This window comes from Streptococcus sp. SP1 (genome assembly GCF_030440005.1).
Taxonomy (GTDB): Bacteria; Bacillota; Bacilli; order Lactobacillales; family Streptococcaceae; genus Streptococcus; species Streptococcus parasanguinis.
In genome coordinates this window covers 134671-155691 of sequence record NZ_JAQFJJ010000001.1, presented here as the reverse complement: position 1 = coordinate 155691, position 21021 = coordinate 134671, and the positions used below count along the sequence as shown (strand labels likewise).

Below are 21021 nucleotides of genomic sequence, written 5' to 3'. Positions count from 1 at the left end.
AGCTAGGACGTGCTCAGAACTCTTTTATTGCTTGGTTAGCTCGTCGTCTGAGGTTGATGTTCTTTCAAGCGCAGCAGTGAATGCTCGATAGATTTATAAAATAGGATAGTAAAATGAAATTAGTGATTCAACGGGTCAAGAGTGCCTCAGTTTCCATTGATGGTCAAGTATACAATGCGATCCAGCAAGGTTTGCTGCTTCTAGTAGGTGTCGGTCCAGATGATGATCAGAAAGATTTAGATTATGCGGTTCGAAAGGTATCGCAGATGCGTATTTTCTCAGATGAGGAAGATAAGATGAATCTTTCAGTCAAAGATATCCAAGGGGAAATTTTGTCGATCTCTCAATTTACCCTTTTTGCGGACACCAAAAAAGGCAACCGTCCTGCTTTTACAGGGGCTGCCAAGCCAGATATGGCCAGTCAGTTATATGATGCCTTTAATGATCAATTAGAAAAAGAAGTCCCTGTCAAACGAGGGATTTTTGGAGCCGATATGGCGATTGAATTGATCAATGATGGTCCAGTGACGATTTTGCTAGATACAAAAAATCCATAAGTAAGAAAGCATGCAGTCGGATTAGACTGCATGTTTTTCGATATAAAGTTGTTGGGCGATCACTTGGTTGATAGAAATTTCTTGTCCATGGATAACGAAGTGATAGAGGCCTGTGTAGTCATCGTACCGTTGAAACGCGATGGTATCACCAATTTGGAGATGGATCTGGTCTAAGAATTTTAACAATTCATAGGTGTCATAGACCCTTTTCAGAATATACAGACCAGGTTGGGTCGTTTCACTGAGACGGCCTTGGTGGGCTTCGACAAGCCTTTCGCCTTTCTTTGGAATTGTCCCACCGTGAGGGCAGGTCTTAGGATTCCCAAGCATGTGATCCAGTCGGTCGATGAAATGTTCAGAAACGGTATGCTCGAGAACTTCTGCCTCTTCATGGACTTCCTCAGTTGTGTAGCCAAGATTTTCCAGCAGAAATACTTCGATCAAGCGGTGCTTGCGGTAGAGATCAGAGACCAATTGCGAGCCCAGATCTGTTAGTAGATAGCCATGGGTCTTATCTTTCACCAAGAGGCCCTCAGAGATCATGCGCTTAATCATCTCGGTCACAGCGGGTGGAGAGACCTGCATGCGACTGGCGATTTCCTTATTACTGATTTTTTCTACTTCTGTGCCAATTTCATAAATGCACTTGAGGTAATCTTCTTTGTTTGGTGTCATGCTTTCCTCTTTTCTTCGCTCACTTCTAGTATATCAAAAAAATCCTCAAAAACGCTAGTGGAGTAATGAGAATTGTCTCAAGCTCCAAAAGATGGTAGTATAGAATCATAGAAAGGACGGCATCATGAACAGACGGGAATTAGCGAGACTAGGCTGGAGAGAAAATAGTTTAGCCTATCTAGAGAAGCACTTGCAGGGATACAAAGATCCACAAGCCTACCAAGAACAATATCAGTCTGTCTTTTTCTTTGCCAGTCCTCTATTTCAAAACATGTGGTTTCAAGAGATCAAAGATCTAACGGAAACTGCTGCCCAAGACTTGCTGAGGGGAGTCATGAAAATTCTTCTTATGCCAAGTGACTTGTCTGGAACTTGTGAAGAAACAGCCTTTCTTCTGAGTAGGATGGCTCCAGATTGTCCACCAGGTTCCGACTTTTGGAAGGCTTTTTCACGCGTCGTGCAAATCGCTTTTAAAAAGGATCACTTAGCAGATCAGTCGGGAGATCAGCTCTTGAAACGCCAGGTTCACCAGTTGCGCTATCTACTTTCAAGTTACCAGGCACAATGGATTCGGACGCATGAGGCAAGAGCTGGACAGACTGACGAAGAGGCCTTACAAGCTTACCTACAGGAGGCTAGAGCGATCACGGTGGATGCTTATGCGGCTGCCCGCCTTCACAACAAGGTCTCCCTAAGGCCAGATGGTCACCTTCATTATCCATCAGGGACCTCCCAACAAGTCAATTTCAAGGTCTTGTTAAATTTTCATACGGAGTATATTCTCGATCAAGCTGGGCATTTCCTCAATGAAGTCGATCCAGTAGAAGTTTCTGAAAATGGCATTGTCAATGGTGCCAGTTTTAACTACGGGTTGGCTAGGGGCCGGACCCATAAGGACTTAGATATTGACCCCGTCAAAGCGTGGGACCCAGCCTTTCGCAAGCAGGTCCTCTATCAGCAAGGTGTTCGCTATCTAGCTCCGAAGAATGACCGCGGTATCGAGGGATACTGGAGTCGAAAAGGAGTCTTTGCACAAGGAGGCAAGAGCTACAAGCAACAAGTAGCAAGACGCGTGCGAAGTTTCCTCAGAGGCATCCCTCGCTTACGCTGGCGGGTTCTCCTCCAGAATGGGCTCCATCGGATTTTATAACAACGAAAGAACTGTTATTTTACATAAAATAGCCTAAGAGATTCTTAAAAGAAGTTAAAACAGTTAAGTTCTTAGAGCTGATCTATCAGGTGATGAGCCTTTCCGCTGTGAGAAAAGTGCTTGAAACATTGTTGTTTCAAGTACTCGGGAGTTTTGAAACGTTAGGTTCAAAACTAATTGAACACGGGCTGCGGATCGTGTCAAAAAGATAAGTTTTTCTAGAATCAAAAGATTCTGTGTCAAACTTCCTATTTTGACTTTATCCGCGAACACCCTTTGTATCTTGCTAAGTCATGGAACTTCCTAGAAGTTCGCTGACGTCCGTACTCACTTAAGGAAAGGTTCTGAACAGATTTTGTAGATATAGAAAAGAGGTCGCAGACCTCTTTTTTCGTTTATCCAAGTACTTTGACGGCTTCGATTGCAGCGTCGTAATTTAGTTCGCTGTTGATGTTGTCTAGGTATTCAACGTAAGTCACCTTGTTATCTGCATCTAGGACCAAAACAGCGCGCGCAAGCAAGTGCCATTCATTGATCAAGAGGCCGTAGGCTTTTCCGAAGGAATGGTCGTAGTAGTCTGAGAGCATGATAGCATTGTCGATCCCTTCAGTAGCACACCATTTACCTTGAGCAAAAGGAAGGTCGACAGAGACCGTCAAGACGACAGTGTCTTCCAAGTCCGATAAGGTCTTGTTGAAGTGACGTGTTTGCATCGAACAGATCCCTGTGTCGATGGATGGGATGATGCTGAGGACTTTTTTCTTCCCAGCAAAATCAGCTAAAGATTTCTTCTCCAGAGCTGGAGTGATCAATGAAAAATCATGGGCCATTTCCCCTACTTGAAGTTGAGATCCGGTAAAGGTAACAGGGTTTCCTAAAAATGTTGCCATAAAAAGACTCCTTTTTTGTTTTTATTGTACCTCAATACCGGAGGAGGGGCCACTGATTTGTTTAGAAATCTGAAGGGTTACTGACTCAATCCTTCTGCGATCTTGTCTAAGTTCCACTTCATCATGCTGTAGTAGCTATCGCCCTTTTCTCCTTCTTTGGCAATGGAATCAGTGAAGATCTTTGCATAGATCGGGATATTGGTATCTTTAGAGACAGTTTTCATAGGACGTTCATCGACACTGGATTCAACAAAGAGGGCCGGCACCTTGGTTTGACGGAGTTTTTCTACCAGTGTTTTGATTTGGTCAGGTGTGCCTTCTTCTTCCGTATTGATTTCCCAGATATAGGCAGATGGGACGCCATAGGCTTTTGAGAAGTACTTGAAACAGCCTTCGCTGGTCACAATCATCTTTTTCTCTTCTGGGATGTTATTGAATGCTTGTTTGGCTTTTTGGTCTAGCTTGCTGAGTTTTTCAGTGTAGGCTGCTAGATTTTTTTCGTAGAAGTCCTTATTTTTTGGATCTTTTGCGATCAATTGTTTGGCAATGTTTTTAGCGTAGAGGATCCCGTTTTCGAGATTGAGCCAAGCGTGTGGGTCTTCTTTTCCCGCTTGGTTTTGGCCTTCTAGGTAGATGACGTCGACTCCCTCGCTCACTGCGAAATAGTCCTTGTTTTCTACTTTATTGGCATTTTTGACCAATTTAGTGAACCAAGCATTCCCACCAGTTTCAAGGTTGATCCCGTTGTAGAAGATCAGGTCTGCTTGTGAAGTTTTTTTGACATCTTCTGGTAGCGGTTCGTATTCGTGGGGATCTTTGCCGACGGGAACGATACTGTGGAGCTCGATCTTATCCCCAGCAATATTTTTGGTGATATCTGCAAGGATCGAATTGGTGGTGACCACTTTCAATTTACCAGAAGCTCCAGAAGAAGACCCCTTGCTACAGGCTAGAAGACCGAATAAGAGTGCCACAAAGAGGGCGAGGACAGAAGCGATTTTTTTCATGTGTTTCTCCTTTAATGAGATGAAAGAGCGTGCTTGTTCTTTCTCTGCTTAGGAGCGATAAAAAAGCTGATGAGAAAGAAGACGGCAGAAGTGAGGACAATACAAGACCCAACGGCGATGTTTAAGCTATAGCCAATAAAGAGTCCCAGAATGGATGCAAGAGCACCTAAGCTAGAGGACAAAAGCATCATGGACCAGAGGCTGTTGGCATAGAGATAGGCCGTCGCAGCGGGTGTGATGAGCATGGCGACGATGAGAATGGTCCCAACACTCTGCATAGCAGTGACAGAAACCAAGGTCAAGAGCACCATGAGCAGGTAGTGATAGATCTTGACCCGGACGCCCATGGATTGAGCCAAAACGGGATCAAAAGATGTGAGCAGTAAGGGTCGAAAGAGCAGGCAAATCACCAGTAATACGGTTACCCCGACACCGATGGTCATCCACATATCCTGGTCTTGCACGGCCAAGATATTCCCAAAGAGGATGTGGAAGAGGTCGGTGGAACTTTTTGCGACTCCAATCAGGATGACTCCTAAGGCGAGGAAAGAAGAAAAGGTAATCCCTATCGCTGTGTCGCTCTTGATGATGGAGTTGCTCTTGATATAGGTGATAAGGATGGAAGCTAGAAGTCCAAAGACAATGGCGCCAATAAAGAAATTGATGCCAAGGATAAAGGACAGGGCCACCCCTGGAAGGACTGCGTGCGAGATGGCATCTCCCATGAGAGACATGCCTCGCAAAATAATGAAGCATCCGACAGCTCCAGCGACAATACCGATGGCAATGGCTGTGATCAGGGCATTCTGTAAGAAGTGGAATTGCTGTAATCCATCGATAAATTCTGTAATCATCCGACGCCACCTCCTATAAAGAGTTCATGCCCATAGGCTGCATGCAGATTCTCCTTGGTAAAGGTTTCCTCTGTTTTCCCAAAAGCGATCAGCTTGCGGTGAAGGAGGAGGACCTGGTCAAAATAAGCTGGGACCTTGCTGAGGTCGTGATGGACAATCAGGATGGTCTTGCCTTCTTGTTTCAAGGTCTGGAGGGTCTGCATGATGATGTCTTCGCTGACAGAGTCAATCCCTGCGAAGGGCTCATCCAAAAAGATGACATCCGCTTCTTGGACCAGGCAACGGGCAATCAGCACCCGTTGGAATTGCCCTCCCGAAAGCTGACCAATCTGGCGATCTGCTAGATCAAGAAGATTGACAAGTTTCAAGGCATTTTCCACTTTTTTGAGGTCCTCTTTGCTTTTTCGCTTGAAGATAGAAAGATGGGGATAGAGACCCAGTGAGACACACTCCCGCACCGTGATGGGGAAGTGGAAATCAATAGCGGATTTCTGTTCGACGTAGGCCACTCGTTGAAGAACTTGGCTGAGATCTTTTTGATCAAGCTGGACCCTTCCTGAATGAGGAAGAAGTCCCAGCATGGCCTTAATTAGGGTTGATTTTCCAGCCCCATTGGGACCAAGAATGCCTAGGATGGTTGGACCCTGGATGGTGAGGGAAAGATCCTCTAGGGCCAGTGTTTGCTGGTAGGCAACACTTAGATGTTCAATTTGAATCATGAGTTTGCTCCTTTACTATTAATATACATAAATAAAAAAATTAAGTCAAGTTAATTTATAAAATAATTTAGATTAACTTACTTGTAATCATTGAAAAAAGTTCCTATTTTTGATAAGGTTATTAGAAAAGAATGAAAGCGAGAAGATCATGGTACGTTTACAAGATGATTTTTATGATTACGTCAACGGGGAATGGGCTGAGACAGCTGTGATTCCTGATGACAAACCGTCAACTGGTGGTTTTATGGACTTGATCCAAGATATCGAAAACTTGATGTTGGATATCACTGGGAAATGGCAACGGGGAGAAGAGCTACCTGAAGACAGCATTCTGCAAAACTTTGTCAAATACCACAAAATGGTGGCAGATTTTAATGCGCGAGAAGCAGCTGGTGTGGCACCAGTCATGCCCTTGATCAATGAAATTAAGGCTTTGTCTTCTTTTGAAGACTATACCAGCAAGTTGGGTACCTATGAACTAGCTGGCAAACCAAATCTCATGCCATTTAGCGTGTCACCAGACTTTATGAATGCCCAAATGAATGTCTTGTGGGGAGAAGCACTCGGTTTGATCTTGCCTGATACGACCTACTATGAAGAAGGCAATGAAAAAGGCCCAGAGTTATTGGCTGTTTGGCGTCAAATGGTTGAAAAGCTCTTGGCAAAATTTGATTTCTCAGAGGAGGAAATCAAAGACATTCTGGATAAAGTGATTGCGGCGGATGCAGAATTGGCCAAATATGTCTTGTCAAACGAAGAAAAATCCGAGTACAACAAACTCTACCATCCTTATGAGTGGGCAGATTTCAAGGCCTTGGTTCCAGAATTGCCACTCGATACCTTCTTTACAGAAGTGATCGGGCAAACGCCAGATACTATCATTGTTCCAGAAGAGCGCTTCTGGAAGGAATTTGCGCCAAAATACTACTCGGCAGCCAACTGGGAAACCATTCATGCCAAATTGAAACTCAGTGCAGCTCTTTCTTGGACGTCTTTCTTGACTGAAGAAATCCGTGTCTTATCTGGTGAGTATAGCCGTACGATTACAGGGACACCAGAAGCCCGTCCGAAAGAAAAAGCCGCTTTGGCTTTGGCAGAAGGACCTTATAGCCAAGCACTTGGCCTTTGGTATGCAGGAGAAAAATTCTCACCAGAGGCGAAAGCAGACGTAGAGCATAAAGTAGCGACCATGATTGAAGTCTACAAGGATCGCTTAGAAAAAGCAGACTGGCTCGCTCCTGAAACTCGTGAAAAAGCCATTGTCAAGCTCAATGTCATCACACCACATATCGGCTACCCTGAAAAATTACCTGAAACATACGCCAAGAAGATCATCGACGAAAGCAAGACCTTGGTGGAAAATGCTCAAAAATTGGCTCAAATTTCCATCGAGCATGTCTGGAGCAAGTGGAACCAACCAGTTGATCGGAGCGAATGGCACATGCCAGCTAATATGGTCAATGCTTACTATGATCCGCAACAGAACCAAATCGTCTTCCCAGCAGCGATTTTACAGGCACCTTTCTATGACCTTCACCAATCATCATCAGCCAACTACGGCGGAATCGGTGCGGTCATTGCCCATGAAATCTCCCACGCCTTTGACACCAATGGAGCATCCTTTGACGAGAACGGTAGCTTGAAAGACTGGTGGAAACCAGAAGATTACGAAGCCTTTACCGCTCGGACTCAAAAAGTCATCGATCAGTTCGAAGGCCAAGATTCATACGGTGCTAAGATCAACGGGAAATTGACTGTTTCTGAAAACGTAGCAGACCTCGGCGGTATCGCTGCAGCTCTTGAAGCAGCGAAAAAAGAGGAAGATTTCTCAGCAGAAGAATTCTTCACTAACTTTGCTCGCATCTGGCGCATGAAAGCTCGTACAGAGTACATGCAACTCCTCGCAAGTGTCGATGTCCACGCACCAGGAAAACTCCGTACCAATGTTCAATTACCAAACTTTGACGAATTCTTTGAAAACTTTGATGTCAAAGAAGGTGACGGCATGTGGCGCGCACCAGAAGACCGTGTGATCATTTGGTAGTTTAAGATACTAAGCCCGTAAAAAAAGCGAGAAGAAAATAGGAGATTGACCATGTGGGCCATGCCCACCAGGCAATCTCTCTTTTTCTCGACGCTTTTAGGGCGAGTTCAATTTCGCGATACTAGTTTCGCTGATTAAAGGAAGTAGTCTCGACTTCAGTTAGGCGATTGATTGATTTTCTTGATTGCTCGTGAAAAAAACTAAAAATCCCCACAGCCATGTTTCAACCTACTGAAACTAGCTGTGGGGATTTTTGAGTGGATTAGAAATAACAATGGATGTCATGATCTAAAAAAACTTGCTGGTAGTCATACAAGTCTTCGGGGTGCAGAGCCTTTATTCCTTCCATTTCATAACGACGTCCTAATAGTTTGTATTTATTCTCACCAAACTGGTGAAATGGGAGAAGTTGTACTTGATCAATATCTAAGGAGTTGAAAAGAGTGGAAAATTCTTCTGCATCGGCTAAAGAATCATTAAACTGAGGGATCACAGGTATACGTAAAACAATCTTTTTTTTCTCTTTAAAAGCGTAATGGATATTTTCGATGATTAAACTATTATGAACACCGACTTTCTTTTTGTGTTTGAGGCTATTGTAGTGCTTCAAATCGGTATAAATGAAATCAACATATTGGATCAGGTCAATAAATTTTTCGTGTTCCACAAAAGCAGTTGTCTCGATGGCAGTATGAAGACCTCTCTCTTTAGCAGCTTTCAGTAGTGCTTTTGCAAATTCGAATTGGGCAAATATTTCACCACCAGATAAGGTCATACCGCCTCCAGATTCCTCATAGAAATCAATATCTTTCATGACTTCATCAATAATTTCATCTACTGTTTTTTCTTGTCCAGTTGTTCCGGGAGCTTTAGTAACCGCATCAAGCATCGGTTCAGGGTTCATTCGCTGTGATTCGGGATTAGAGCACCACGGACAACGCAAAGGACATCCTTTCAGAAAAACAGTTGTTCGAATTCCTGGTCCATCATGAATACTGAAGTGTTGAATATTGAAAATAATACCGCGTGTCGTTCCCATATCTATTTCTCCTTCTTGCTGATATTTGTATTATATATTTTTTTAGAAACAAAATCAATTACGAATGAAACTTTTCTCCCTTATATTTTTTAAGAAAATTTGATAAAATAGAGAAGAGGTAAGAAATATGAAGCGTTTAGAAGAAATTTTAAAACTAGTTTCGCAATATGAAAAAATTGATGTCAATACACTTTCTGAAACTTTAGAAGTTTCAAAAGTAACGATTCGAAAGGATTTAGATAAATTAGAATCCAAGGGTCTTCTTCATAGGGAACATGGTTATGCTGTATTAAATAGCGGTGATGATATAAATGTCCGCTTGTCTTTCCATTATGATACCAAAAGAAAAATTGCCCAAGAAGCAGCAAAATTAGTACAGGATAACGAAACTATTCTCATTGAATCAGGTTCAACGTGTGCTCTATTAGCGGAAGAAATCTGTCAAACAAAGAAGAATGTGAAGATTGTGACAAATTCTTATTTTATTGCAGATTTTGTTCGAAATTATGACTCTTGCAAAATTATATTATTGGGAGGAGAGTTTCAAAAAGACTCCCAGGTGACAGTTGGTCCTTTGTTGAAGCAGTTAATCCAATCTTTTCGTGTAAAAAATGCATTTATTGGTGCAGATGGCTATGATGACGCATTGGGGTTTACTGGTAAAGATATGATGCGTAGCGAAGTTGTTCAATATATGTCTCAGGTTTCTGAAAATATAGTGATCCTGACAGATTCCAGCAAATTTCAAAAGAAGGGCAATGTCAGAAATTTTGCCTTGTCTCAAGTACAACGCGTGATTACAGATAAGGAAATATCATCAGAGGCGATGAGAAAACTTGAACAAGCAGGGATATCCCTTACCATGGTATAGTTAGGAGAAGGATTGTGAAATATGAACGCAAAAAACTGTTAGCTAAGCTTGCTTATCTATACTATATTGAAGAAAAGAGTCAATCGGAAATTGCTACTGAAACAGGAATTTATCGAACAACAGTTAGTAGAATGTTGACAGAGGCTAAGAAAGAAGGGATTGTCAAAATCGAGATTGAGAATTTCGATAGTAAACTGTTTCGTTTAGAGAATTACGTCAAAGAAAAATACAATCTGCATGAATTGGAAATTGTCCCTAATATTGCAGATGAGTCTTTGAAGGATTTGGAACAACGCTTGGCCCAATCGATTGCTAGTATGGTTCGCTCTCTTTTACAAGATGGAATGAACATCGGTTTTTCCTGGGGGAAAAGCCTTAGTCTTCTTGTTGATTGTATTGGGAGTAAGCGTCTAGAAAATGTATACTTCTATCCATTGGCTGGTGGTCCTAGCCATATTCATGCTCGTTACCATGTGAATACCCTCATTTATAATATGGCTAGCAAATTTCATGGAGAGTGTCGTTTTATCAATGCGACAATCATTCAGGAAAATAAGGAATTGGCAGAAGGAATTCTCACTTCAAAATATTTTGATGACTTAAGAGACAGTTGGGAAAATTTGGATATTGCGGTAGTAGGTATTGGTGGCCCTGCTGATACACATAATCCACAGTGGTTTGATATGCTAACAGAAAAAGACTTTACAGAACTCAGATCTGAGGCAGCAGTCGGAGAGGTTTGTTGTCGATTTTTCGATCAGGAAGGAAAACCAGTGTATCAAGATTTACAAGAAAGAACAGTTGCTATCAGATTGGAAGAATTGAAACAAATCCCAAAAACAGTTTCTTTGGCATATGGAGAAAGAAAAGCGGGGGCAATACTATCAGTGATCAAAGCTGGTTATATTAATCATCTCGTAACTGACGAAGCAACGATTATAAAAATGCTAGAATTGGATGGAGATGCTAATTTTTTAGAATAATAAGAAGATTGCTTACATTTGTGGGCAGTTTTTTTATAAGGTGTAATAGCACAAAAGTGCAACAATAATAAAAAGACAAACATATGTTTCAAAAATCGTTGACGGTGAAAGATAAAGATGATATATTGTTGTTAGAAATAAAAGCGCTTTCAAAAAGTAAAGGAGGCTTCGTTATGGAAGTCATTGTTGCGGACCAAATTATTATGGGATTGATTTTAAATGCGGGTGATGCAAAGCAGCATATTTACCAAGCTTTATCGTTTGCTAAAGAAGGAGATTATGAATCTTCTGAAGACGAAATTGCAAAGGCAGATGCAGCGCTACTTGAAGCGCATAACTTGCAAACACAATTTTTAGCCCAGGAAGCAGGTGGGACAAAGACAGAGATTACAGCTTTGTTTGTGCACTCACAAGATCACTTAATGACTTCAATCACAGAGATTAACTTGATCAAAGAAATGATTGACTTACGTAAAGAACTTTCAGCGAAACAATAAGGAGGAAAATAAGATGAAAATTGGATTGTTTTGTGCAGCAGGATTTTCAACAGGAATGTTGGTAAATAATATGAAGGTGGCGGCTAAGGAATTAGGGATTGATGCTGAAATCGATGCCTATTCTCAAGCGAAATTAGCAGATTTTGCTCCTGAAATCGATGTCGCTTTGTTGGGCCCTCAAGTAGCTTATACTTTGGATAAATCAAAAGCGATTTGTGAGGCAAACCATATTCCTATTGCTGTCATCCCTATGGCAGATTATGGGATGTTGGATGGTAAGAAAGTACTAAATCTAGCTCTAGAATTGCTAGGAGAAAAATAAGGAGGCTTCCCATGTCTAATTTTAATTCTCAGAAAATTATCGCTCCAATCATGCGGTTTGTAAACTTGAAAGGAATTATTGCTCTTAAAGATGGGATGTTAGCGATCCTTCCATTAACGGTAGTTGGTAGTTTGTTCCTGATTATTGGGCAATTACCATTTGAAGGCCTTAATCAGGCTATTGCTAGTGTATTTGGCGATACGTGGACAGAGCCATTTATGCAGGTTTATTCAGGAACATTCGCCATCATGGGCTTAATTTCGTGCTTCTCCATTGGTTATTCATATGCTAAAAACAGTGGAGTAGAACCCTTGCCAGCAGGAGTTTTGTCCCTATCTTCATACTTTATCTTGTTAAAATCTTCTTATGTACCAGCTAAGGGAGAACCAATTGGTGATGCCATTGCAAAAGTATGGTTTGGTGGTCAAGGGATTATCGGGGCTATTATTATAGGTCTGGTAGTTGGTGCGATTTATACTGTGTTTATCCAAAGACACATTGTTATTAAAATGCCAGAACAAGTACCTCAAGCCATTGCCAAACAATTTGAAGCGATGATTCCTGCTTTTGTGATTTTCTTACTATCAATGATTGTCTATATCGTATCAAAAGTAGTGACAAGTGGCGGTACTTTCATTGAAATGATCTATGATGTCATTCAGGTTCCTCTACAAGGTCTAACAGGATCACTTTACGGAGCGATTGGAATTGCCTTCTTTATTTCGTTCTTGTGGTGGTTTGGTGTGCACGGACAATCAGTTGTCAATGGTGTAGTAACAGCCTTGCTACTTTCTAACCTGGATGCCAATAAATCAATGTTGGCAGCTGGGAAGCTATCCGTTGAAAATGGTGCTCACATTGTAACGCAACAATTCTTAGATAGCTTTTTAATCCTATCTGGGTCTGGTATTACGTTTGGATTGGTTATTGCTATGCTTTTTGCAGCAAAATCAAAACAATACAAAGCTTTAGGGAAAGTTGCAGCTTTTCCTGCAATCTTCAATGTTAATGAACCCGTGGTATTTGGCTTCCCAATTGTAATGAACCCAGTGATGTTCCTTCCATTTATTTTGGTACCTATATTAGCGGCTGTTGTAGTGTATGGCTCGATTGCGATCGGATTTATGCAACCATTTTCTGGGGTTACTCTACCTTGGAGTACACCAGCTATTATCTCAGGATTTATGGTTGGTGGGTGGCAAGGTGCCATTGTACAGGTAATTGTTTTAGGAATCTCAACGCTTGTTTACTTCCCATTCTTTAAATTCCAAGATAAATTGGCTTATGCGAATGAACTAGAAGCCGAAAAATAGTGTCCTAAAAGATAATGGCACATATGTGCTGTTTTAGATAGAACTAGCTATTCTACAGAGTATTTATTGAATTTCAAACGATTAAATGCTACTATAGTTACGAAAGAAAACAAAAAAATTTCAAAAGAAAGGTTTATCGGATATGACAAACACAGTAGAAGTAGCAAGAACATCTATCAAAACGGACTATTTTGGTAGTCTAACCGATCGGATGAACAAATATCGGGAAGATGTATTGAACAAGAAACCTTACATTGATGCAGAACGTGCTGTTTTGGCAACAGAAGCCTATCGGGAACACAAGGAGAAACCAAATGTTTTAAAACGGGCCTATATGTTAAAACAGATTCTTGAAAATATGACCTTGTATATCGAAGATGAAACGATGATTGTTGGGAATCAAGCCTCTTCGAATAAGGATGCTCCTATTTTCCCAGAATATACATTAGAGTTTGTATTAAATGAATTGGATTTATTTGAAAAGCGTGACGGGGATGTCTTCTATATTACAGAGGAAACAAAAGATCAGCTAAGAGCAATTGCTCCTTTCTGGGAAAATAATAATCTCCGTGCACGTGCTGGAGCACTTCTTCCAGATGAAGTACAAGTCTATATGGAGACTGGATTCTTTGGTATGGAAGGAAAGATGAATTCAGGGGATGCCCATTTAGCTGTTAACTATCAAAAACTTTTGCAGTATGGTTTGAAAGGTTTTGAAGAAAGGGCGCGTGAAGCGAAAGCTAATCTTGATTTAACAGATCCTTCGAGTATTGATAAATATCATTTCTATGATTCGATTTTTATCATTGTGGATGCAGTTAAAACCTATGCAGAGCGTTTTGTGAAGTTAGCAACTGAAATGGCAGAGACAGCAGGTCCTGAACGTCGAAAAGAATTATTGGAGATTGCTCGTATTTGTTCGAAGGTTCCATATGAACCAGCAGAAACTTTTGCAGAAGCTGTTCAATCTGTATGGTTTATCCAGTGTATCCTACAGATTGAATCAAATGGTCACTCTTTATCATATGGACGTTTTGACCAATACATGTATCCTTTTGTAAAGGCTGATCTGGAAGCAGGTCGTGAGACAGAAGCAAGTATTGTGGAGCGTTTGACCAACTTATGGATCAAAACAATTACAATTAATAAAGTCCGTAGTCAAGCTCACACCTTCTCATCTGCAGGTAGTCCCCTTTATCAAAACGTTACCATTGGTGGCCAGACACGGGATAAAAAAGATGCTGTTAATCCATTATCTTACTTAGTATTGAAGTCAGTTGCTCAGACCCATCTTCCACAACCGAACTTAACCGTTCGTTATCATGCTGGTTTGGATGCCCGCTTTATGAACGAATGTATTGAGGTTATGAAGCTTGGCTTTGGTATGCCAGCTTTCAATAACGATGAAATTATTATTCCATCCTTTATTGCAAAAGGCGTGCTTGAAGAAGATGCTTATGATTACAGTGCAATTGGATGTGTTGAAACTGCAGTTCCAGGGAAATGGGGTTACCGTTGTACGGGTATGAGTTATATGAACTTCCCTAAAGTATTGCTCATTACAATGAATGATGGAATCGATCCAGCATCTGGCAAACGATTTGCACCAAGTTTCGGTCATTTTGTGAATATGAAGTCATTTGATGAGCTAAAAACTGCCTGGGATAAAACATTACGGTATTTGACCCGTATGAGTGTCATCGTTGAAAATGCAATTGACCTTGCTCTTGAAAGAGAAGTACCAGATATCTTGTGTTCTGCTTTGACAGATGACTGTATTGGTCGTGGTAAACACCTTAAAGAAGGTGGAGCAGTCTATGACTACATTTCTGGTCTTCAAGTTGGTATTGCGAATCTATCTGATTCTCTTGCGGCGATAAAGAAATTAGTCTTTGAAGAAGGACGACTAACACCACAAGAACTTTGGCATGCTTTAGAAACAGACTACGCAGGTGAACGTGGTAAAGAAATTCAAGAGATGCTGATTCACGATGCTCCTAAATATGGAAATGATGATGATTATGCGGATCAATTAGTTACGGATGCTTATGATATTTACGTAGATGAGATCGCTAAATATCCAAACACACGTTATGGTCGAGGTCCAATTGGTGGTATCCGTTACTCAGGAACTTCCTCTATTTCAGCCAATGTGGGGCAAGGACGAGGTACTTTGGCGACACCAGACGGCCGAAATGCTGGAACTCCATTAGCTGAAGGATGCTCACCATCTCATAATATGGATCAACATGGACCAACATCTGTTCTGAAATCAGTTTCAAAATTACCAACAGATGAAATTGTTGGTGGTGTATTATTAAACCAAAAAGTAAATCCTCAAACTTTAGCAAAAGAAGAGGATAAGTTAAAATTAATTGCTTTACTCCGTACGTTCTTTAATCGTTTACATGGATACCACATCCAGTATAATGTAGTTTCTAGAGAAACGCTTTTGGATGCGCAAAAACATCCAGAAAAACACCGTGACTTAATTGTACGTGTAGCAGGCTATTCAGCTTTCTTCAATGTACTATCCAAAGCCACTCAAGATGATATTATTGGACGGACAGAGCATACCCTATAGTAAAGAGGTTTGTTTATGGAATTTATGCTTGATACTTTAAATATAAATGAAATAAAAAAATGGGCTAGAGTGTTACCCCTTGCTGGGGTAACCTCTAACCCAACAATTGCCAAAAAAGAAGGAGAAATCGACTTCTTTAAACGGATTCATGAAGTTCGGGAGATCATTGGCGAAGCTCCTTCTATCCATGTGCAAGTTGTTGCGAAAGATTATGACGGTATTTTAAAAGATGCTGCGAAAATTCGACAAGAATGTGGCGGAAATGTTTTTATTAAAGTTCCGGTTACTCCTGAGGGGTTGGCAGCTATCAAAACATTAAAATCAGAAGGTTATAAAATTACTGCAACCGCAATTTATACTGTATTTCAAGGTCTTTTGGCTATTGAAGCAGGCGCAGATTACCTTGCTCCCTATTATAATCGAATGGAGAACTTGAATATTGATTCAGCACAGGTAATAGCACAATTGGCAGAAGCAATTGAAAAAAATCATTCATCAAGCAAAATTCTAGCAGCGTCCTTTAAGAATGTTGGTCAAGTCAATCGGGCATTCAAAGAAGGAGCACAAGCGATTACTGCTGGAGCAGATGTGTTTGAAGCAGCCTTTGGAATGCCATCAATTGGGAAAGCAGTGGATGATTTTGCAAACGATTGGGCAACCATTCATCATCAGAATATGATTTAATGAAAGGAGAGGAAGATGCGAATTTTTGCAAGTCCCTCACGCTATATTCAAGGTGAAAATGCCTTGTTTGAAAATGCGAAAACGATTCTTGAATTGGGCGATCATCCAATTCTTCTCTGTGACCAACTAGTTTATGAACTTGTAGGGGAAAAATTTGAAAAATATCTCTTGCGGTTTGGATTTGAAGTATTACCTGTCTTCTTTAATGGAGAAGCTTCAGACAATGAAATCAATCGTGTTGTTTCTTTAGGGAAAGAGCAAGGTTGTAACTTGATTATTGGTTTAGGTGGAGGAAAGACTATCGATAGTGCTAAAGCTATTGCCGATCTTTTAAAATCACCAGTTGTGATTGCCCCTACCATCGCTTCTACAGATGCCCCAGTTTCAGCCTTGTCTGTTATTTATACAGATGAGGGTGCCTTTGAGCGCTATATCTTCTACTCTAAAAACCCAGAATTGGTATTAGTGGATAGTAAGGTTATTTCTCAAGCGCCAAAACGCTTGCTCGCTTCTGGTATCGCAGATGGATTAGCGACTTGGGTAGAAGCGCGTGCAGTCCTTCAAGCCAACGGAAAAACTATGTTAGGGAAACACCAAACTCTAGCGGGTGTCGCTATTGCACAACGTTGTGAAGAAACCTTATTTGCAGACGGTCTCCAAGCTATGGCAGCCTGTGAAGCCAAAGTTGTAACGCCTGCTCTTGAAAACATTATTGAAGCTAATACCCTTCTCAGTGGTATTGGATTTGAAAGTGGGGGATTAGCAGCGGCTCACGCCATCCATAATGGCTTTACTGCCCTTACTGGGGACATCCACCATTTGACTCATGGTGAAAAAGTAGCCTATGGAACCTTGGTTCAATTGTTCTTGGAAAACCGTCCTAAAGAAGAATTGAACAAATACATTCGTTTCTATCAACAAATTGGTATGCCAACCACTCTGAAAGAAATGCATCTTGAAAATGCAAGCTACGAAGATCTTCTTAAGGTTGGTCAACAAGCCACCATCGAAGGAGAAACCATCCATCAAATGCCATTTGAAGTGAAGGCTTCTGATATTGCCCAAGCCATCGTAGCAGTAGATGCCTACGTTCAAGGTTTGGCCTAAATCAACATCTATCATTCACAGAGAATGTAGACAAACCAAGAGGCTGGGACAAAAGTCCTAGCCTCTCAATTGTTTTTGGATTGTCGAGCAAGACGCAGTGGTTGAGTGGGCTCTACTACGCTGATTTCATCAGCTTTTACAGCCCTACTCAACTGTGCGGAGGTGGGACGACGAAATCGAATTCTAACGAATTACCGATTTCTGTCCCACTCTCTTTTTCTATTTTCTTCTTTTTGGATCGGTTTGTTTAAAGATCAGGTATAAAATTCCGGCAGGCAGGAAGCAGAAGAGCCACATGGCATCGAGTCCCTTGCTTTTACTGCTAGAGGTCGTTGTTTTAGACTCACTTACGGCCACTCCCGGTTTAATACTTGGAGATACCTGTTGCAAGCCGTTCTGAACGACTAGGCGGTTGTCTTCCAGTTTAAGGGCTGGCTTCGTCCCCTTCTTAACGGTCGCATAGAAGTCTTGCTTCAGTTGAATGGTCTTCCCATCGATTTTGTGCTCACCTGCAGAGAGGACTTTTTTATACTGGTAGTCTGCGAACATTTTCTCAGCCAGGGTATTCCCGATTTGATTGCGGTAACTTTCGGCGATCTCGACATCGTAGTTCCCAACCCCCAAAATCACTTCGATAATCCGCTGTTTACCTCGCTTGGTTGTCGCGGTGTAGTTGTAGTCAGCAGTCGGGCTGGATCCAGTTTTGAGTCCATCTGTTCCTTTGAGGGCGAACTTTCCACCTTCGAGGGAAGTATTGTAGTTATCATAGCTTTGCTCGTAGGGGGTTCCTTCCATGATCGTAGTGTGAGCTTGCTTGGTGTATTCCAACATTTCTGGCAGGTCGTTTACGATGTGATAAGCCAGAATAGACATGTCCCGCGCTGTAATTTCGTTATTCGCATTGACATCGTAGCGCTGAGGATTGTAGTAGCCCTGAAGGACCGAGATCATCGCTCCATTTGGATTGTGCCATTTGGTATGGCTCATCCCCATTTCTTGCGCGTACTGATTCATTAAGTCCAAAAACTTATCGGGATCATTGTCCGTAACAGCGTTTGCGAGCATAATCACAGCTGCGCTAGAAGATGGAACAAAGAGCATCTTGATCAATTCAGATACCTTATAGTCCACACCAGCTACAATAGGTGAGTTGCTTAACAGATTGTTTTCTGAAATAGCTTGGTCTGCCTCTGTTGCTGTAACCACGGTATCATACTTGATCTTACCTTCTTTGAGAGCCCGAAAGACCACATAGGCACTCATGAGCTTGGCCATGCTTCCTGAGTCCCGGACCGTATCGATATTGTCTCCGTATAGGATGGCTCCAGTATTGGCATCGATGACGATGTCGGCCTTGGGCTTGTAAAAATCATCCAATTCTAATCCAGCATCAGCTGCGATTTTCATGACATCTTCTTGCTGGTAGATGTCGTCCGCAAAGGCAGTGGAAATAGGGCCTAATGCCAAGACTCCCACAAGGAGGGACAAGAGGCTGTGTTTTAGTCGTTTGTGTAAATGTCTCCCATAATTCATAGATTCCATTATATCATACAGGCCAGGGATTAAACCTGAAAAAATTCTTGAAAAATAAGAAATTGAAAAAATAAAGAAGAAATAGAATAATTTCACAGTAAAAGCGTTTACATTTCTTTAGAAAGTGCTATAATTTAAATTGAATATAACATTTTTTACAATGAGGTGATTTATATGAACAAAGGGAAGGTACTCTTAGCTACCAGCGCTCTGCTTTTATCAGCCGGTGTACTGGCAGCCTGCTCAGGAGGGAAATCTGGAAGTTCTGGCGATCAGACTTTTAGCTATGTCTATACCCAGGATCCAGATACTCTCGACTATTCGATTTCTAATAAAAAATCGACTTCCGAGTTTACAGGAAATGCGATAGATGGCTTGTTGGAAGTGGACAAGTATGGGAATTTGATTCCATCGCTTGCTAAAGACTGGACTGTTTCCAAGGATGGCTTGACCTATACTTATAAACTCCGCAAAGGGGTCAAATGGATGACTTCTGAAGGGGAAGAATATGGAGAAGTCAAAGCCAAAGACTTTGTCACAGGCCTCAAACACGCGGCAGACAAGAAATCACAAGCGATTTACTTGGTCCAAAAATCTGTCAAAGGTTTGGATGATTATGTTTCAGGGAAAACATCTGATTTCTCAACTGTTGGAGTAAAGGCTATTGATGATTATACTGTTCAATATACCTTGAGCCAACCAGAAAGTTTCTGGAATTCCAAGACTACGATGGGGATCTTGATGCCGGTCAATGAAGAATTCCTGAAATCTAAAGGAGATGACTATGGTCAAGGAACTTCTCCATCTAGTATCCTCTACTGCGGTCCTTATTTGATCAAATCTATCACTTCTAAATCTTCTGCGATATTGGAAAAGAACCCAACATACTGGGATGCGGATAATGTTAAGATCAGTAAAGTGAAGCTGACCTATTATGATGGACAAGACTCAGAATCCTTGATTCGTGGGTTTGATAACGGCGACTATACAGTTGCCCGTGTTTTCCCAAATGGTTCCAACTATAAGAGTGTAGAGAAGAAGCACAAAGACGATATCGTCTTTACTGACCAAGGTTCATCTACCTACAACCTTTCCTTCAACATTGACCGTCAGGCTTATGAAATCACTAAGAAGACCACTGATGCTCAAAAGACTTCAACTAAGAAAGCAATCTTAAATAAAGACTTCCGTCAAGCCATTATGTTTGCCTTCAACCGCAAGGCTTATGTAGCGCAAACTAACGGGGAAGCGGGTGCCAATAAGGTTATCCGTAATACCTTTACGCCACCAAACTTTGTCCAAATCGATGGCAAACAATTTGGTGATGCAGTAGAAAAAGACTTGGAAGCTTATGGGGATGAATGGAAAGGGGTCTCTGTCGCAGATGGAAAAGACACCCTCTACAATCCAACCAAGGCCAAAGAAGAGTTTGCCAAAGCCAAGGCAGATTTGCAGGCTCAAGGAGTTGAATTCCCAATTCATTTGGACCTTCCAACTTCTTCAACTTATACAGAAGGGATCAAACAAGCTCAATCCTTTAAACAGTCAGTTGAATCTACACTAGGAGCAGAAAATATTGTCATCGATTTGAATATGATTTCTGAAGATGATCTGCAACGGGTGACTTACTTTGCTGAAAGTGCTTCGCAACAAGACTGGGATTTGAACAATAACTTGGGTTGGGGACCAGACTATACGGACCCATCTTCTTACATCGACATCACTAGTGGTAAATCCGGCGAAAACGCCAATTCTTACTTTGGATTCGATGCTGGTACGGATAATGCAGCCGCAAAAGCAGCTGGTTTTGATGAATATGATCAATTGATCGAAGATGCGCACAATGAAACCAAAGATGTGAACAAGCGTTACGAAAAATATGCTGCCGCTCAAGCTTGGTTGACCGATAGTGCCCTCTTGATTCCGATCCATTCAGATGGAGCTTCTCCAGTCGTTCGTAAGACTGTACCATACTCTGCAGCCTTTGCTTGGACAGGCCACAAGGGTCAATCCTTCAACTATAAATATTTGGAAGTTCAAGACAAGGTCGTATCGGCTAAAGACTACGACAAAGCGCGTGATCAATGGAAGAAAGAAAAAGAAAAATCCAATAAAAAAGCGCAAGAAGAACTTGAAAAGCATGTGAAATAGACTTTTCTTGAAGAAAACAGGAAGGGAGGCTGGGACAAAAG

Annotated in this window: 19 protein-coding genes; 12 read left to right on the top strand and 7 right to left on the bottom strand. The window is 41.5% G+C overall.

Translation table 11 applies throughout. The features are described from left to right. Nucleotides 1-113 precede the first annotated feature (113 nt). A complete protein-coding gene (dtd, locus tag PCY07_RS00715) occupies nucleotides 114-557 on the top strand; it encodes a D-aminoacyl-tRNA deacylase (RefSeq protein ID WP_024054704.1) in 444 nt (147 codons plus the stop codon). A gap of 21 nt (nucleotides 558-578) precedes the next feature. On the opposite strand, the gene PCY07_RS00710 is transcribed toward dtd, so the two are convergent. After that, the gene (locus PCY07_RS00710) at nucleotides 579-1232 is read right to left on the bottom strand and encodes a metal-dependent transcriptional regulator (RefSeq protein ID WP_301355877.1); all 654 of its coding nucleotides are present in this window, start codon (nucleotides 1230-1232) and stop codon (nucleotides 579-581) included. A gap of 124 nt (nucleotides 1233-1356) precedes the next feature. Between PCY07_RS00710 and PCY07_RS00705 the strand changes: the two genes are divergently transcribed. Further along, on the top strand, nucleotides 1357-2382 hold the full coding sequence (locus tag PCY07_RS00705; RefSeq protein ID WP_301355878.1) for a DUF3114 domain-containing protein: 1026 nt from the start codon (nucleotides 1357-1359) through the stop codon (nucleotides 2380-2382). Between the two features lie 395 nt (nucleotides 2383-2777). Here PCY07_RS00705 and tpx read toward each other — a convergent pair whose 3' ends face one another. The 4 genes from tpx to PCY07_RS00685 all read right to left on the bottom strand — a co-directional run bounded on the left by tpx (nucleotide 2778) and on the right by PCY07_RS00685 (nucleotide 5852). Beyond that, nucleotides 2778-3272, bottom strand: a complete 495-nt coding sequence (gene tpx / locus PCY07_RS00700; RefSeq protein ID WP_301355880.1) for a thiol peroxidase — start codon at nucleotides 3270-3272, stop codon at nucleotides 2778-2780. A 77-nt stretch (nucleotides 3273-3349) separates the two neighbouring features. Next, the gene (gene fimA, locus PCY07_RS00695) at nucleotides 3350-4279 is read right to left on the bottom strand and encodes a metal ABC transporter substrate-binding lipoprotein/fibrin-binding adhesin FimA (RefSeq protein WP_301355881.1); all 930 of its coding nucleotides are present in this window, start codon (nucleotides 4277-4279) and stop codon (nucleotides 3350-3352) included. Nucleotides 4280-4290: 11 nt separating this feature from the next. After that, nucleotides 4291-5133, bottom strand: coding sequence for a metal ABC transporter permease (locus PCY07_RS00690; protein WP_014712826.1), 843 nt, complete (start codon nucleotides 5131-5133; stop codon nucleotides 4291-4293). After that, nucleotides 5130-5852: a metal ABC transporter ATP-binding protein gene (locus PCY07_RS00685; RefSeq protein ID WP_301355884.1), complete on the bottom strand. Its 723-nt coding sequence runs from the start codon at nucleotides 5850-5852 to the stop codon at nucleotides 5130-5132. Before PCY07_RS00685 ends, PCY07_RS00690 begins: the two co-directional genes overlap by 4 nt. A gap of 148 nt (nucleotides 5853-6000) precedes the next feature. On the opposite strand from PCY07_RS00685, the gene PCY07_RS00680 reads away from it, so the two are divergent. Next, nucleotides 6001-7896, top strand: a complete 1896-nt coding sequence (locus PCY07_RS00680; RefSeq protein ID WP_301355885.1) for a M13 family metallopeptidase — start codon at nucleotides 6001-6003, stop codon at nucleotides 7894-7896. Between the two features lie 262 nt (nucleotides 7897-8158). Here PCY07_RS00680 and PCY07_RS00675 read toward each other — a convergent pair whose 3' ends face one another. Beyond that, nucleotides 8159-8935 (bottom strand): glycyl-radical enzyme activating protein, encoded by a 777-nt coding sequence (locus PCY07_RS00675; protein WP_014712829.1) that lies wholly within the window; start codon nucleotides 8933-8935, stop codon nucleotides 8159-8161. Nucleotides 8936-9062: 127 nt separating this feature from the next. On the opposite strand from PCY07_RS00675, the gene PCY07_RS00670 reads away from it, so the two are divergent. From PCY07_RS00670 to PCY07_RS00635, 8 genes are all read left to right on the top strand, one after another. Then, nucleotides 9063-9806, top strand: a complete 744-nt coding sequence (locus PCY07_RS00670) for a DeoR/GlpR family DNA-binding transcription regulator (RefSeq protein ID WP_003014225.1) — start codon at nucleotides 9063-9065, stop codon at nucleotides 9804-9806. 14 nt (nucleotides 9807-9820) lie between these two features. Next, a complete protein-coding gene (locus PCY07_RS00665; protein WP_013904532.1) occupies nucleotides 9821-10789 on the top strand; it encodes a sugar-binding transcriptional regulator in 969 nt (322 codons plus the stop codon). A gap of 173 nt (nucleotides 10790-10962) precedes the next feature. Beyond that, nucleotides 10963-11286: a PTS lactose/cellobiose transporter subunit IIA gene (locus PCY07_RS00660; RefSeq protein WP_003014213.1), complete on the top strand. Its 324-nt coding sequence runs from the start codon at nucleotides 10963-10965 to the stop codon at nucleotides 11284-11286. Nucleotides 11287-11299: 13 nt separating this feature from the next. Further along, nucleotides 11300-11608 carry a PTS sugar transporter subunit IIB gene (locus PCY07_RS00655; RefSeq protein ID WP_013904534.1) on the top strand — a complete coding sequence of 103 codons (309 nt, stop codon included), beginning with the start codon at nucleotides 11300-11302 and terminating at the stop codon, nucleotides 11606-11608. A gap of 11 nt (nucleotides 11609-11619) precedes the next feature. Next, entirely contained in the window at nucleotides 11620-12921 is a 1302-nt protein-coding gene (locus PCY07_RS00650) for a PTS sugar transporter subunit IIC (RefSeq protein WP_227197776.1), read from the top strand. Between the two features lie 142 nt (nucleotides 12922-13063). Further along, a complete protein-coding gene (locus PCY07_RS00645; protein WP_301355891.1) occupies nucleotides 13064-15505 on the top strand; it encodes a glycyl radical protein in 2442 nt (813 codons plus the stop codon). A 15-nt stretch (nucleotides 15506-15520) separates the two neighbouring features. Next, entirely contained in the window at nucleotides 15521-16189 is a 669-nt protein-coding gene (locus PCY07_RS00640; RefSeq protein ID WP_003014188.1) for a fructose-6-phosphate aldolase, read from the top strand. Nucleotides 16190-16204: 15 nt separating this feature from the next. After that, nucleotides 16205-17296: a glycerol dehydrogenase gene (locus PCY07_RS00635; protein WP_013904537.1), complete on the top strand. Its 1092-nt coding sequence runs from the start codon at nucleotides 16205-16207 to the stop codon at nucleotides 17294-17296. A 219-nt stretch (nucleotides 17297-17515) separates the two neighbouring features. Here the strand turns inward: PCY07_RS00635 and PCY07_RS00630 are convergent, their stop codons facing one another. Further along, entirely contained in the window at nucleotides 17516-18838 is a 1323-nt protein-coding gene (locus PCY07_RS00630) for a DUF1958 domain-containing protein (RefSeq protein ID WP_195412327.1), read from the bottom strand. A 165-nt stretch (nucleotides 18839-19003) separates the two neighbouring features. Between PCY07_RS00630 and PCY07_RS00625 the strand changes: the two genes are divergently transcribed. Next, nucleotides 19004-20980, top strand: a complete 1977-nt coding sequence (locus tag PCY07_RS00625) for a peptide ABC transporter substrate-binding protein (RefSeq protein WP_301354831.1) — start codon at nucleotides 19004-19006, stop codon at nucleotides 20978-20980. The last annotated feature ends 41 nt before the right edge of the window (nucleotides 20981-21021 follow it).

What these genes read in the sequence shown, in the direction of transcription:
- dtd (WP_024054704.1), top strand. Translation starts at nt 114, where the DNA reads ATGAAATTAGTGATTCAACGGGTCAAGAGTGCCTCAGTTTCCATTGAT.
- PCY07_RS00680 (WP_301355885.1), top strand. Translation starts at nt 6,001, where the DNA reads ATGGTACGTTTACAAGATGATTTTTATGATTACGTCAACGGGGAATGG.
- tpx (WP_301355880.1), bottom strand. Translation starts at nt 3,272, where the DNA reads ATGGCAACATTTTTAGGAAACCCTGTTACCTTTACCGGATCTCAACTT.
- PCY07_RS00640 (WP_003014188.1), top strand. Translation starts at nt 15,521, where the DNA reads ATGGAATTTATGCTTGATACTTTAAATATAAATGAAATAAAAAAATGG.
- PCY07_RS00630 (WP_195412327.1), bottom strand. Translation starts at nt 18,838, where the DNA reads ATGGAATCTATGAATTATGGGAGACATTTACACAAACGACTAAAACAC.
- PCY07_RS00675 (WP_014712829.1), bottom strand. Translation starts at nt 8,935, where the DNA reads ATGGGAACGACACGCGGTATTATTTTCAATATTCAACACTTCAGTATT.
- PCY07_RS00655 (WP_013904534.1), top strand. Translation starts at nt 11,300, where the DNA reads ATGAAAATTGGATTGTTTTGTGCAGCAGGATTTTCAACAGGAATGTTG.
- PCY07_RS00625 (WP_301354831.1), top strand. Translation starts at nt 19,004, where the DNA reads ATGAACAAAGGGAAGGTACTCTTAGCTACCAGCGCTCTGCTTTTATCA.
- PCY07_RS00635 (WP_013904537.1), top strand. Translation starts at nt 16,205, where the DNA reads ATGCGAATTTTTGCAAGTCCCTCACGCTATATTCAAGGTGAAAATGCC.
- PCY07_RS00710 (WP_301355877.1), bottom strand. Translation starts at nt 1,232, where the DNA reads ATGACACCAAACAAAGAAGATTACCTCAAGTGCATTTATGAAATTGGC.
- PCY07_RS00690 (WP_014712826.1), bottom strand. Translation starts at nt 5,133, where the DNA reads ATGATTACAGAATTTATCGATGGATTACAGCAATTCCACTTCTTACAG.
- PCY07_RS00670 (WP_003014225.1), top strand. Translation starts at nt 9,063, where the DNA reads ATGAAGCGTTTAGAAGAAATTTTAAAACTAGTTTCGCAATATGAAAAA.
- fimA (WP_301355881.1), bottom strand. Translation starts at nt 4,279, where the DNA reads ATGAAAAAAATCGCTTCTGTCCTCGCCCTCTTTGTGGCACTCTTATTC.
- PCY07_RS00685 (WP_301355884.1), bottom strand. Translation starts at nt 5,852, where the DNA reads ATGATTCAAATTGAACATCTAAGTGTTGCCTACCAGCAAACACTGGCC.
- PCY07_RS00650 (WP_227197776.1), top strand. Translation starts at nt 11,620, where the DNA reads ATGTCTAATTTTAATTCTCAGAAAATTATCGCTCCAATCATGCGGTTT.
- PCY07_RS00705 (WP_301355878.1), top strand. Translation starts at nt 1,357, where the DNA reads ATGAACAGACGGGAATTAGCGAGACTAGGCTGGAGAGAAAATAGTTTA.
- PCY07_RS00645 (WP_301355891.1), top strand. Translation starts at nt 13,064, where the DNA reads ATGACAAACACAGTAGAAGTAGCAAGAACATCTATCAAAACGGACTAT.
- PCY07_RS00660 (WP_003014213.1), top strand. Translation starts at nt 10,963, where the DNA reads ATGGAAGTCATTGTTGCGGACCAAATTATTATGGGATTGATTTTAAAT.